Genomic DNA, 13,213 nt, shown 5'->3' with positions numbered 1-13,213 from the left:
TCATTCTCCAGTCTCTGTCCTGCCTGTCTGGCCAGTGGCCAGTCGTGCGGCATCCTCTGTAAGGCGATATCGCCCCGGTTCAAAGGAAACCAGTAAATTTAACTGCGGTAGTCTCACGCCAAGCGCCTGCGTATCGTCAAGCCTTGCAGGAGTCACGCCGAAGCGTTCCGCAATGTCCGGATTAAGCCTTTTTTCCCGGATTTCTTTCAACTTGAAGTCTCTTGTGCCGAAACGGTCGTAAAGATCAGCCACATAGGCGCGGTCACTGTCAGAAATGACGTCGGGGCCGCACCCCTGTGCATCGAATATCGCGCGTGCCTGCCGGGAAGGCATATTGATTAGGCAATAGCCGACAAAGACGATCACGCCGACAATGAAGACGATGACGATCATGGCACCCTTGCGACCTTCTGCCTCTGTGGATCAGCCCGCAATCTTCGAGAAATCAGCCACACGGAACAGCGCAGCGCGAATCGATGTGAGCAGGCGCAGACGGTTTGCGCGAAGCTTTTCGTCGTCGGCATTCACCGTCACGCTGTCGAAGAACGCGTCGACCGGCCCGCGAAGTTCCGCAAGCGCTGCCATCGCCGCCTCGAAGTCTTCTGCCGCCAGCGCGGCATCTGCGCGCGAGACGGCCGTCTCGATCGCGGTGTGCAGCGCGCGCTCCTCATCCTGCGCGAACAGGGAGGCATCGACATTGCCCTCTACGGCGGCGCCATCCTTCTTCTCTTCGGCCTTCAGGATGTTCGCCGCGCGCTTGTAGCCCGCGAGCAAATTCGCGCCGTCCTCTGTCTCAAGGAAAGCGGCCAGCGCCTCGACGCGTTTGACGATCAGGACGAGGTCATCCTCGCCGAGGGCAAAGACAGCATCGATAAGGTCATGTCGCGCGCCCTGGTCGCGCAGGTATTGTTTAAGGCGGTCAGCGAAGAAAGAGAGGAGGTCATCAATCGGGTTCGTTTCAAAACGCAAATGCTGACGTGTTACGAAAATGGTCCTTGGCACGGCCAATTCATCGAGCATCTTAAGCCGAACCTCATTCTCCAGAATGATCCGCACCACACCCAGCGCCGCCCGGCGCAGCGCGAACGGATCCTTCGACCCTGTCGGTTTCTCATCGATCGCCCAAAACCCGACCAGCGTGTCGAGCTTGTCGGCCAGCGCGACAGCAATCGCGACCGGCTCGGTCGGCACGGCATCAGAAGGACCTTGCGGCTTGTAGTGGTCCCCGATCGCATCTGCGATCTTGCGCACCCCCGCCTCAGAGAGCCCTGCCTGCAAATTCGTCATCCCGGAAAGCTCGCCAGAGCTTATCCGGGACCCAGTGTCTTCGCTGCTCTGGGTCCCGGATCGCTGCGCGTCCGGGATGACGTCGTTACCCAGGCCTTGTTCGAGCGCATAATAGGCGCCCATCACGCCCTGCAGTTCAGGGAACTCACCAACCATGCCGGAGACGAGATCAGCCTTGGCAAGGCGTGCGGCACGTTCAGCGAGATCAGAATTCGCCCCAACCTTCGGCGCCAGCTCACGCGCCAGTGCGGCGACGCGCTCCACCTTGTCAGCAATCGTGCCAAGCTCTTTCTTGAAGTCGATGGTCGCGAGCTTCTCGGCCATCTTCTCCAGCGGCGTTGCCTTGTCCTGCTCCCAGAAGAAGCGCGCATCATCTAGGCGCGCCGAGAGGACGCGGGCATTGCCCTCTGCGATGGACTTGCCGCCATCGCTGGCTTCGATGTTCGCGACGACGACGAAATTCGACGCAAGCTCACCTGTCTCAGGGTTGCGCACGGCAAAATACTTCTGGTGTGTTCGCATCGACAGCTGCACGACTTCCGGCGGCAAAGACAGGAAGGCCGGGTCCATTTCACCCAGAATGACGACCGGCCATTCGGCGAGCCCCGTCACCTCTTCAAGAAGACCCTTATCCTCAACCAGCTCCAGCCCGGCCTGCGCGCAGACCATGTGCGCCTGATCCTCGATCAGGAGGCGGCGGTCTTCGCGAGCGATGGCGACAAAGCCATTCTCCTGCAGCGTCTCTTTGTACTCGGCATAGGAAGAGACCTTGAACGGCCCGCGCCCATGGACGCGGTGACCCTCGGTTTCATTGCTGGATTTCAGGCCGTCGATCTCGAACTCGACCGTCTTGCCATCGAAGACGCACAGGATGCGCTGCAGCGGGCGCACCCAGCGCAGCTCACCGCGTCCCCAGCGCATGGATTTTGGCCAGTGAAAGCCGCGCACGATATCTGGCACGAGGCCTGCAATGATGTCTTCCAGCGGACGGCCCGGGATTTCGCGTATGGCGACATAAAAATCGCCTTTCTTCGGGTCGCTCCGCACTTGCGCCTGATCGATCGAGGTGAGACCTGCCCCGCGCAGGAACCCCTCGATCGCTTTTTCCGGCGCATCGACCTTCGGGCCCTTTTTCTCTTCGCTCACGTCGGCCGACTTTTCCGGCAGACCGGAAATCGCCACGGCCAGGCGCCGCGGCCCCGACAGGGCGACGACATCGCCATACTCGACGCCAGCCTCGGCAAGACCCTTGGTCAGCGCGTCGCGCAGGTCGGCCTCAGCCTTCGCCTGCATGCGAGCCGGGATTTCTTCGGAAAAGAGTTCAAGGAGGAGTTCAGCCATAAGCGGTCTTCATATCCAGAGGGTCAGGCGTGGCGGGGTGCGATGTCTCAGACGCCGCAATCGCCCTTGATACCCATTTTTTCGGTTTTCGTTGGCTCGATGATCGCCATCGTGCCTTCGTAATTGGTGTGTTCTGGCCCACCGCCTGTCTCGCGCAGGCGCAGCTCAACGAGGATGCCGCGATTGCTGGAGCGATAATGCCAGGTCTCAATTCCCTCATCATTGGTGGTGAGGTCGGCCTGATCAAATGTCAGCACATCATCATTAATCTTGATCTTCGCCTGCGGCGGGGTGCCGTCTAGGTCGCGCAGGAAGACAAAGCGCCAGGTTGCCGGATCGTCATAGGTGAAGGTGTGGGCGGCCTGCGTGAACGTGCAATAGGCGTCGGTTTCAGGGGCGTGCATGGCGCCGATCTGAAGCGCGCGCGGGTTCTTGTCGGCAACGCTTTCTGCATCCGGGGCCGGTTCATCGACGCTCTGGCGATAGTCGTTCGGCGCGGTCTCATCGCTCGCCGTATCGCCGGAACAGGCAGCTAGGACGGGCCCAGAGGCCAGCAGGCAGACGGCGGCGAAGATCATGGACTTGCTCATGCCGCACGTTCCTCTTCCTGCTTCGCCCAGAGCTCTGCGGCCCCGCTCGCCAGATCGCGCACGCGAGCGATGAAGGCAAAAATTGTTGGGCGCAGATTATTCATCGCTCTCCCCCGAAAGAAGGATGCCTTCGAGATTCATGCGGGCACTTTTGACCGGTTCAATCGTACGCAAACTCGCATAACAAATCCTTGCATTGCGTCTGTTTTCCGGCGGCATGGCCTGCGTTTCGTCAATCACCATGAATGCATCGGTTTGCCCGGCGGTCGACATGACCAGCTCGAATTCGAATCGACCTTCAAAATCCGAAAAGCGTCTTGTTTGATCATGGCCCTCGACTTTGCGAGTGATCTCTACAAGCTCCACGACCTGATCATTAAGCTTTATCCAGCCTCTCTCGTCATCACACACGAAAACGAGATCGGACCCACCAAATGGTTCGACCGAGTCGGTATCGTTCATGAACAGAGAACATTCAGGAAACTCGACTGGGCTGTCGAACCCGGCACTAATCTCAGGCGCTTTCATATCTATCACCTCTGCAGCCGCATCGGTCGCGAAGAGAGAGGCGGCGGTCACCAGCACAAGAAAGAAAAGGGGCGCGAGCCTCATGCCGCACGTTCCTCTTCCTGCTTCGCCCAGAGCTCTGCGGCCCCGCGCGCCAGATCGCGCACGCGTGCAATGAAGGCCTGCCGCTCGGTCGGCGAAATCGCGCCACGCGCATCGATCAGGTTGAAGACGTGGCTGGCTTTCAGCGCATAGTCATAAGCCGGCAGCGGCTTTCCAGCATCGCGCAGCGTCTTTGACTGTTTCTCGCAGCCTGAAAACCAGGTCTGCAGCATCTCGACGTCGGCAAGCTCGAAGTTGAGCGCGGACTGCTCGATCTCATTCTGCAGGAAGACATCGCCGTAAGAGAGCGGCGTCTGCGAGGCCGGATCGTTGAACGGCAGGTTATAGACATTGTCGACGCCGAACACGTACATGGCGAGGCGTTCAAGCCCGTAGGTCAGCTCGCCTGAAACGGGAAAGACATCGAGCCCGCCAACCTGCTGGAAATAGGTGTACTGGCTGACTTCCATCCCGTCGCACCAGACCTCCCAGCCAAGCCCCCAGGCGCCAACGGTCGGGTTTTCCCAGTCATCCTCGACAAAGCGGATATCGTGCACCATCGGGTCGATGCCGATCTCATAGAGCGAGTTGAGATAGAGGTCCTGCAGGTCAGCCGGGTTCGGCTTCAGGATGACCTGAAACTGGTAGTAATGGCCAAGCCGGTTGGGGTTCTCGCCATAGCGCGCATCGGCCGGGCGGCGTGATGGCTGGACATAGGCCGCGCGCCAGTCCTTGGGGCCGAGCGCGCGAAGCACGGTCGCTGGATGCAGCGTGCCAGCGCCAACTTCCATGTCATAAGGCTGGAGGATCGCGCAGCCCTGCGCAGCCCAATAGGCTTGCAGGCGCAGGATCAGGTCCTGGAAGGAAGCGGGTTTCTCGCGGGCAACGGGTGCGGTCATGCTTAGGCTCAGCCTGTCAGGTTGGCTTGTTGGGTCAGGCTTCCGCCTAGCGCCACCTGCCAATTTTCGCAACTGCGGCACAGCTCGCCAAGCAAGTTGCCTGCAGCTGTTTGCAGGCTTGCGAGAGCCAGTGGTTCGCAGGCGCCCGGCGTCAGCTCCAGTCCAGCCCGGCCTCTGATCGCGCGATGGTTTCCAGAAGATCGGTACGCTCGCCGCCCTTCCCGGTATAGATATTGATCCCCGGCAGAAGCCGCATCGGGCCGGACCGCAAACCCTTACGGGCGCGCACGATCACCCGCTTGGCATCTTCGCCGGGAAAGGACCTGACGGGCAAAACCTCGATCTGGCCGGTGCGCCGCTCGATCAGCGACAGGATACGCGCCAGCTCTGAGGCGCGGTGGATCATCACGAAACGCCCCTTCGGCTTCAGCACGTGTAGCATCCGGCCGATCCAGTCTTTCAACGGCACCGTCTCCAGATAGGCGTCCGCCTTCCCCTCACCGGGAGAGGTGATCGACCCGCCGCGAAAAAAGGGCGGGTTGGAAAAGCAGAGGTCGAAACGGTTCTCGATGGTTTCGGATAGCTCGGCTACATCCTGAAGCTCGATCGACATGCGGTCACCGAACCTGTTCGCCTCGACGCCGAGCCGCGCGAGGCCGGCAAGACGCGCGTCGCGCTCATACCCGGTGAAGCGCATCTTTTTCAGACGATAGGCAGCGGGCAGCAGCGCCCCGCCAGCCCCGCAGCCAAACTCGGCCGCATCGCCAGTCATTTCAGGATCAAGCGCCGCCGAAAGAAGCACACTGTCCGTCCCGGCGCGAAAACCGCGCCGTGGCTGGTAGACCTTTACCAGTCCGCCAAGGAAGGCGTCTTCCGTGACGTCGCCTTCAGCCATCCTGGTCCAGTTCGTTCAGAGCGCGGCGCGCGGCATCTGCATCATCCTCATGAACCACCACACGAACTGGCACCAGAGGTCCGCGTCCATCGATATAGGCGGTATGCTCATCGAGCACGAAAACCTCAATCCCGGCCTCTGAAAGCAGGTGTCTTATATAGCTCAGCTTGACGGGATCATTGGTGCGGAACACTTCTTCCATGACATGTCCCTTCACTGCTGCGGTCCTGTACCGCATCGCTGGACCGCGGACGTATTCGTATGCATATGACCTAGTCAATTGAGCTTAGCAGGAAATCTTTGTGTCTACACCAGCGACAGCGCGCGAAACTTCCAGCCGGTCATCCGTCGTCGAACGTCTGAGCGCCATGCTCGAACAAGACCTCGCCGCAGTCGAGACCCTGCTTAATGCCAAGGCTGCGAGCCCCGTCGATATCATTCCTGCGATGTCAGAACATATCGTGTCGGCGGGTGGCAAACGCCTTCGCCCGATGATTACGCTCGCTGCCGCGCAGGCTGTGGGCACGGCCAATCCATCAACTCACTCACTGGCCGCAGCGGTCGAGTTCATTCACACCGCCACCCTGCTCCATGATGATGTGATCGATGAGAGCGACCTTCGCCGCGGCAAGCCTGCCGCCAAGTCAATCTGGGGCAATTCAGCGTCCATCCTCGTTGGTGACTTCCTGTTCGCCCGAGCCTTTACGCTGATGGTCGAAACCGGCTCGCTCGAAATTCTCGATATCCTTTCGAACGCCTCTTCGGTGATCGCAGAAGGCGAAGTTCGCCAGCTTGCCGCGCAAGGCAAACCGGACCTTCCAACCGAAGACTACCTCGCCATCATCGAAGCCAAGACCGCTGCGCTTTTTGAGGCCGCTGCTCGCGCTGGCGCGATTTCTGGTGGCGGCTCGGACCATGCCGCAGCGCTCGCAAGCTATGGCAAGAATCTCGGCCTCGCCTTCCAGATTGTCGACGACGTCCTCGACTATGGCGGAACGACCTCTGTCATCGGCAAAGTCGTCGGTGACGATTTTCGCGAAGGCAAGATTACCCTGCCCGTCATTATCGCCCGCCGCCGCGGCCGCGCCGAAGACCAGGCCTTCTGGGCCCGCGCCCTCGACCTCGACAAGCAGGAAGAAGGCGACCTCGCCCGCGCAATCCATCTCATCCGCACGACCGGTGCAGCCGAAGCGACGATTGCCGAGGCTGAGGCCTATGTCGGTCTTGCAAAGTCGGCGCTGTCGAGCCTGCCGGACACGCCATGGCGCGCTCTTCTCAGTGAGCTTGCAGACTTCTGCATCCGACGTGTCAGCTGATATCCGCGCACGGCGCATACCGGCATTCTGCGACACCGGCAGAAACACCGTCCATACACCGCCACTGCACCGTCAGTACACCATTGGTCAGCTGGCAAACCCGCTCTAGCTCGAAGGCCGATAATCCCGAAAGGATTGCCGCATGAAGTTCACTCAGACCTCAGCCGCCGCCCTCTCCGTACTGGCGCTTGCAGCCTGCGCCGCAGTCGAAACAGAGCCGGCGCAGACCTTCGAGATCTCTGACACTGACCAGGCAGCCGTCAACGCGAAAAAATATGAAATTCTGGGCATTAGCCCGGAAATGGCGAATGAGTTCGAGCTTTCTGACGCCGCTCTCGCTACCGCGGTCCGCGGCCCCGACAACGCCCCGATTGGCCCGCTCGCCTATGCCTCTCCAGGCGAAGCGGTCAAGGCAGGCGATATGGCCGCCTTCGTTGCAGCCATGAAGCTCAGCATCGAGCGAAACGACGACAACGTCCCCTTCGCCTCTGCCATAAGCTCCATCGATGCCGCCGCAGCGGGCGAGTATGACCGCGCCAAGGAACTGGCGGATATAGCGGCGGAAAGTGCAGACCTCACCCTGCTCGGTGGCTTCCTGAAAGCCTGGTATTTCGGGCTCGAGGGCGATTTTGACGCCGCGATTGATGCTGAACTTGAGGTCGGACCAAGGCTGCCCGGCCTGACCGGTGACCTGTCTCTCGCCGCCATGCTCGAAGCGGCAGGTCGTGAGGAGGAAGCTCTCGCCGTCTATTCCGCCATCACCCCGTCGGAAATCGAAGCGCCAGAACATCAGTTCGACCCGCAATCCATCCTTTTCAGCCATGTGCGCCTCGTGATTTCACGACAGGCCCTGCTCCTGCGGCGTCTTGGCCGCGTCGACGAAGCGGTCGCGCTTTACCAGCGCCTTGCCGAAGCCGAACCGGAACGGGCCACAACCTATGCAGCCGCCATCGAGCAGATCGAGACGGGCCGCGGCCTCGACAATGACCCCCTTGATGCGAATACCGCCTTCGCGCGCACCATGGCGGACTATTCGCTGGCACTTGCCTATCAGCGGATGATCCGGTCCGCCTTTGCAGGCCAGCAGGCTTCTGGCTTCGACGACACCAAGGCGGCGTTTGACCAGCTCGCGCTTCTCATTGATCCCGCTAATGAAGACCTGCGCCTCGCCGTGATCGCTGACCTCTACGATGAGACATTGTTCGAAGCCGCACTCCACGTCGCTGAGGTCGCGCCGGAAGAGACCGCCTCGCTGCAACTCGCCAAGGCACAATCTCACGTACGCATGGAGCAAGCGGGCGAAGCACGCGCCGCCTTGGGCCGCGCACTTGAGCTCGCTGATGAAGACGAAGAGCTCAGCACGACATCAAGCGCAATGCTGATCTACGCGCTGCTTGGCGAGCAAGAAAGCGCGAGCGAACTGGCCGAAACGACGCCGGACCTCGCCCAGACAGACGCCGAGAAGGCGCGCGCTCACTCGACCAGCGCCACGATCTACTCTCAGTTTGGCAACTTTGAACGCGCCCTCTTCCACGCCCGCGCTGCGCGTGAGCTGGACGACACGCATGAGCGGCGCATGGCACTTGCCAATGCAATGGCGGATGCTGGCGAGGTGGACGAAGCGCTGCAGCTCATCCGGGCCGAAGCGCTCCGGCGTCCGAACGACCCTTATATGCTCAATACGCTCGGCTATTTCCTGATCGAGAATACCGAACAGTACTCAGAGGCTTTCCGGGTGCTCGCCCGCGCTAACGCCCTCGCGCCAAATGACCCATATATCGCCGACAGCTATGGTTGGGCACGTTACCGGCTGGGCGACCTTGAGGGCGCGGCCCGCTATATCGAACAAGCCCGCCGCCTCCTGGAGCCCAATATCCATTGGGAAATCGAAGACCATCTCGGCGACATCTATTGGCATCTGGGCCGTGAGGACGAGGCGCGAGCGGCATGGGAGAAAGCACTTACGGACTATCCGCGCGAAGAAACCCGGCAGAAACTTGTCGAGAAGCTCGAAAACGGCCTTGAAGGCACGCCACCTGAGAAACAGCCCCTGCCTGATATCTCGCTTGGCGACGACCAGGAAGTGAACCGCCAGGACATCTGATCACTTGTCCACATTGCATGACGGTAATGTGACCCGGTTTTCCTAGGAAAGTCTGGCCATGCCGGGTATGGTAAAAACCGGGTTCGGTTATTGCGTAGGATCATGATCAAGAAGCGCCACCTTTCAGCTGTGCTGACCGCCACCTCTCTGTTGCTGGCGGGCTGCTCATCCATGCCCGATTATGGTCTAGCCCTTTCTGAACGGTTCCAGAGCTCCGAGACGGAAGCCAAGGCGAAACTGGCCAAGCCGAAGGCGCCCGCTTCGACGAATGAGTTCAGCGATTTCCTGATTGCCCGTTATGCCTCGCTCACGAACGATCCGCAGCAGGCGGCGCAAAGATATGCAGGTGTCGCGCTTTCCATTCCGGGTGACACCTCCATTTCAGAGCGCGCGGTGTTTTCCGCTCTCCTCGCCAATGATTTCGATCTTGCCCTGTCGGTTGCCAAAAGCGCAGATGAGTCGGTGCTGAGCCAGTCGAGCCTTCCACGCCTGACGCTTGCAGCGCATGCCATCGCGTCTGGCGACTACGACGCTGTCCCCGCCTTGACTGGCCGGGAGCGGTCCGGACCATTCTACGCGCTCGTCCTTGGCTCGCTCGAAGCCTGGTCGCTGTTCGGCAAAGGCAATGTTGGCCCGGCTGAACTCACCCTTCTCGATGCCGCTGGTGAAGACCCTTACCTGCGCGACATCATGCTGAATTCACTGGCCCTGATGGAAATCGCGGCCAGCCAGGATGAGCAAGCGCTCGAAACACTCGGATTTCTTGAAGGCAATCTCGCCCTGACCGCAGCCGCCGCAGAAAGCTATGCGCGCCTGCTGGCGAGCCGCGGGGAAGAGGCCCACGCGATCAACGTCCTTTCAGTCTACCTCGAACAGGTCGGCTACAGCCCTGCGATCGAGGACACGCTGAACCGGATTGCCGCCGGCGAGCAACTCCCCGTCAGGCGGCTGACCGCAGCCGAAGGCGCGGCGCTCTCAATCTATGTGCCTGCTGCGGCATTGGCCGCGCAGTCCACGGATGACCTGCCGGGCGTCTACTATTCCATCGCACTGGAACTCGATCCGCAGCTACACGCAGCGCGCGCCCTTTTCGCTGACGCGCTGGACCGGTCCGGTCGTAGCGGCGACGCCATCGACATGCTGCGCGCGATCCCGGACGCCTCGCCCTATCATGTGACAGCAATCGGTCAGCTTGCATGGGCGCTGCATCGCACCGGTATGGATGAGGAAGCGCTGACGCTGGCGATGGAAACGCTGGCTGAAGATCCCGAACGCGACCTCAAGATCCAGATTGCCGACCTCCTCACTTCGCTCGAGGCAGACGAGGCAGCGCTCTCCGCATTCACCGAAGTCATTTCGGGTGACGAGGCACAGGGTGTCGGGGACTGGCGGCTCTACTATGCGCGCGGCACGCTGAATGAGCGCCTCGGCAACTGGCCGGATGCTGAAACAGATTTTCTCACAGCCAAGGCGCTGAACCCGTCCTCGCCGGAAGTGCTTAACCATCTCGGCTATAGCTGGGTCGATCGCGGACTCCATCTGGAACGTGGTATGGACCTCATCCGTCAGGCCCTGTCGCTGCGTCCCAATAGCGGTGCGATCACGGACAGTCTGGGCTGGGGATACTACAAGCTCGGCGACTTCGATCAGGCCGTCTATTACCTTGAACTCGCCGCCGAGATCGAACCCGACCTCGCCGAAATCGTCGACCATCTCGGCGACGCCTACTGGATGACGGGCCGGCGCACCGAAGCCCGCTTCCAATGGGAGAAAGTGCTCACGCTCCTCAAGGAAGACGAACAGGAAATCCGGAAGATCGAACGCAAGATGCTGACCGGCCCTGAAACGCAGGCGGCCAGCCGGGATAACTGATGCTGGCTCCGGCCAAGATAAACCTCCTGCTCCATGTCGGAGCCGTAAAGGAAAATGGCCGGCATCCGCTGGATAGCCTCGTCATGTTTGCCGGGCCGGAAGCCTCCGACAGGGTCGAGGCGCGAAGGGCAACCAGCATCAGCCTCCAGATTGACGGTCCTTTTGCCGTGCCGGACCTCGCCAACAGCGATAATCTTATTCTCAAAGCTCTGTCGGCCTGCGCAATCCGTGGGCTCCGCGTGCCACCGCTTGCCATCACGCTTTACAAGAACATCCCTGTCGCGGGCGGCCTTGGCGGCGGGTCGGCTGATGCAGGCGCAATGCTGCGCCAGCTGGTGAAACTCGGGACCATAACAGACCAGATCGCCTGGACGCTTGCAGCGAGCCTCGGCGGCGATGTGCCCGCCGCCTATATCTCGCAGGCCTGCCGGATGCAGGGCGAAGGCGAAACAGTTAGACGGGTAAACGGTCTGCCTGATCTGCCGACCCTGCTCGTCAATCCGAACATCCCCTGCCCCACTGGCCCGGTTTTCCAGACCTTCGACGAACAGACCGGAAATCCCGGTCTCTCACCGCTGGACCTGCCAGCCTTTGAGCGTCCGCCCGAAATGATCGCCTGGCTGCGCACGCACAGCCGAAATGACCTGGAGATGCCCGCTATCCGGCTGGTGCCTGAAATCGAAGGTGTCCTGGACGCCGTCAGGGGCCTGCCGGGATGCGCGCTGAGCCGCATGTCGGGGTCGGGGGCGAGTTGTTTTGGCCTGTTTGAGACCCGCGCAGACCTTGTCGCCGCGGCAGACACGCTGAAATCGCTGTATCCGCACTGGTGGGTGGCTCCCACACTTCTCAAAGGCGGCTAGGATCGGCAGATGCCTGAGCTGATTCTCTATCCCGTCATCTGCCTTCTGGCGGGATCTGTCTCGTATTTCGTGTGCCAGCTCAGCCGGAGATGGCGCGTGCTCGACATGCCGGATGGTCAGCGCAAGTTTCAGGCAGCGCCTGTGCCGCGTCTTGGCGGCGCGGGCATTCTGGCCGGCTTCTTCGCAGTAATTTTCCTTGCAGGTATCCTCCACACTGTGAACCCGGTCTGGCTCGGCAACGACTTCCTGCCAGGTGGGGTTGGCGCCGTGGCCGTAGCGCTGGCGGCGAGTCTCGGCTTTGCGGCGATCGGCGCAGCCGACGATATCAGCGACCTCAATGCGTTGCTCAAACTCGTCCTGCTGCTTGCCATCTGTATCGGTGCGCCACTGCTCGGCGTCGCCGTGCCGACGCTCGACAGCCCATTCGGTGATCTGACGGCACCTGCCCTGATGATCGCGGGCTCAGCTCTCTGGCTGCTAGTCTTCACTAATGCCGCCAACTTCATGGATGGAAGCAACGGCCTCGCCATTGGTGTCCTCGCCTTCATGTTTGCCGGACTTGGTGCATCACTGCTGCTGGGAGAAGCTGGCCGCTTTCCGCCCGGCCTGATCGCGATTATCGCGGCCAGTGCAGGCTTCCTCATCATCAATATGCGTGGGCAGATTTATGCTGGAGACATCGGCGCTTTCGGGGTCAGCGCACTTTTTGCAACGCTCGCCATGATATCAGGTCTGTCGGTCTGGACGATCGCAACACTGGCCCTTCCCATCCTGATCGATACGCTGATGACACTCGTCCTGCGCGCAAAGCGCGGCGAGAGCCTGTTCACGGCGCACCGCGACCACGCCTATCAGGCCCTCATCAAGACAGGGTGGAGCGCCTGGGAAGTGGCCATTCTCTGGTGGGGGCTGGCTGCGGCTTGCGCGGCTTGCGCATCAATCGGGGCTGGTGGCGGCGGCGCCCTGCCCTTTGCCCTCTTCATCTGCCTCGCCATTCCGCTCAGCGTCGGCTGGGTCATTGTTCAGCGATCTTGCGGCCAGATGGGCGCGCGCCTCGTCCAGATTTAACCGGCGGATACCGGCGCCGGGCCGCCAGATAAAGGCCATCGCCATGCCGAACACGGCAAAGCCGCCACCGGCCGTGAGCGCAAACAGCTCCATGCCACGCCGCGCTTCCTGAGAGAGCACCATGCCAGCTATGCCTGCGGCAATCATGGCGATGCCCAGGAGGAAAAGGCTCCATCGGGAACCGCCCCCGACGCCAACCTTCATCGCGACGTCCGGCTTCACCTCGGCAACTTCACCCACAATCGCAGAGCAAAGCGCAAGAAACGCCTCGCTATGGCTGTCACCGCGCGGCGCGTTGCAGCTTATACGGTGGTGACTATTGCTGGTCTCAACATCCAGCCACACGCTGTGCGTCTGCCGCACGCTGAGCTC

12 protein-coding genes are annotated in these 13,213 nt (G+C 61.1%); 5 read left to right on the top strand and 7 right to left on the bottom strand.

Annotated elements, in window-relative coordinates:
• The 7 genes from D1224_RS02090 to D1224_RS02060 all read right to left on the bottom strand — a co-directional run bounded on the left by D1224_RS02090 (nt 1) and on the right by D1224_RS02060 (nt 5,838).
• Nucleotides 1–393, bottom strand: coding sequence for a hypothetical protein (locus D1224_RS02090; RefSeq protein WP_119378279.1), 393 nt, complete (start codon nt 391–393; stop codon nt 1–3).
• Between the two features lie 30 nt (nt 394–423).
• Nucleotides 424–2,628 (bottom strand): glycine--tRNA ligase subunit beta, encoded by a 2,205-nt coding sequence (gene glyS, locus D1224_RS02085; protein ID WP_119378278.1) that lies wholly within the window; start codon nt 2,626–2,628, stop codon nt 424–426.
• Nucleotides 2,629–2,675: 47 nt separating this feature from the next.
• Nucleotides 2,676–3,218 (bottom strand): hypothetical protein, encoded by a 543-nt coding sequence (locus D1224_RS02080; RefSeq protein ID WP_119378277.1) that lies wholly within the window; start codon nt 3,216–3,218, stop codon nt 2,676–2,678.
• A 96-nt stretch (nt 3,219–3,314) separates the two neighbouring features.
• On the bottom strand, nt 3,315–3,830 hold the full coding sequence (locus tag D1224_RS02075) for a hypothetical protein (protein WP_119378276.1): 516 nt from the start codon (nt 3,828–3,830) through the stop codon (nt 3,315–3,317).
• On the bottom strand, nt 3,827–4,726 hold the full coding sequence (locus D1224_RS02070) for a glycine--tRNA ligase subunit alpha (RefSeq protein ID WP_119378275.1): 900 nt from the start codon (nt 4,724–4,726) through the stop codon (nt 3,827–3,829). The genes D1224_RS02075 and D1224_RS02070 overlap by 4 nt, the downstream gene beginning before the upstream one ends.
• Before the next feature lie 151 nt (nt 4,727–4,877).
• A complete protein-coding gene (locus D1224_RS02065) occupies nt 4,878–5,621 on the bottom strand; it encodes a tRNA1(Val) (adenine(37)-N6)-methyltransferase (protein WP_119378274.1) in 744 nt (247 codons plus the stop codon).
• Entirely contained in the window at nt 5,614–5,838 is a 225-nt protein-coding gene (locus D1224_RS02060) for a putative signal transducing protein (protein ID WP_233350357.1), read from the bottom strand. The genes D1224_RS02065 and D1224_RS02060 overlap by 8 nt, the downstream gene beginning before the upstream one ends.
• A 151-nt stretch (nt 5,839–5,989) precedes the next feature.
• Here D1224_RS02060 and D1224_RS02055 point away from each other — a divergent pair, with 151 nt between their 5' ends.
• The 5 genes from D1224_RS02055 (at nt 5,990) to D1224_RS02035 (ending at nt 12,841) form a co-directional block, all read left to right on the top strand.
• Nucleotides 5,990–6,937: a polyprenyl synthetase family protein gene (locus D1224_RS02055; RefSeq protein WP_407647427.1), complete on the top strand. Its 948-nt coding sequence runs from the start codon at nt 5,990–5,992 to the stop codon at nt 6,935–6,937.
• 142 nt (nt 6,938–7,079) lie between these two features.
• The gene (locus D1224_RS02050; protein WP_119378271.1) at nt 7,080–9,041 is read left to right on the top strand and encodes a tetratricopeptide repeat protein; all 1,962 of its coding nucleotides are present in this window, start codon (nt 7,080–7,082) and stop codon (nt 9,039–9,041) included.
• Nucleotides 9,042–9,143: 102 nt separating this feature from the next.
• On the top strand, nt 9,144–10,913 hold the full coding sequence (locus tag D1224_RS02045; RefSeq protein ID WP_119378270.1) for a tetratricopeptide repeat protein: 1,770 nt from the start codon (nt 9,144–9,146) through the stop codon (nt 10,911–10,913).
• The gene (locus D1224_RS02040; RefSeq protein ID WP_119378269.1) at nt 10,913–11,773 is read left to right on the top strand and encodes a 4-(cytidine 5'-diphospho)-2-C-methyl-D-erythritol kinase; all 861 of its coding nucleotides are present in this window, start codon (nt 10,913–10,915) and stop codon (nt 11,771–11,773) included. The genes D1224_RS02045 and D1224_RS02040 overlap by 1 nt, the downstream gene beginning before the upstream one ends.
• Nucleotides 11,774–11,782: 9 nt before the next feature.
• Nucleotides 11,783–12,841 (top strand): glycosyltransferase family 4 protein, encoded by a 1,059-nt coding sequence (locus D1224_RS02035; protein ID WP_119378268.1) that lies wholly within the window; start codon nt 11,783–11,785, stop codon nt 12,839–12,841.
• Nucleotides 12,842–13,213: the final 372 nt, after the last annotated feature.

The sequence above is a fragment of the Henriciella barbarensis genome (assembly GCF_003576345.1).
GTDB lineage: Bacteria > Pseudomonadota > Alphaproteobacteria > Caulobacterales > Hyphomonadaceae > Henriciella > Henriciella barbarensis.
The sequence above is the reverse complement of the archived record's forward strand: the minus strand, read 5'-3'. Positions and strand labels throughout refer to the sequence as shown.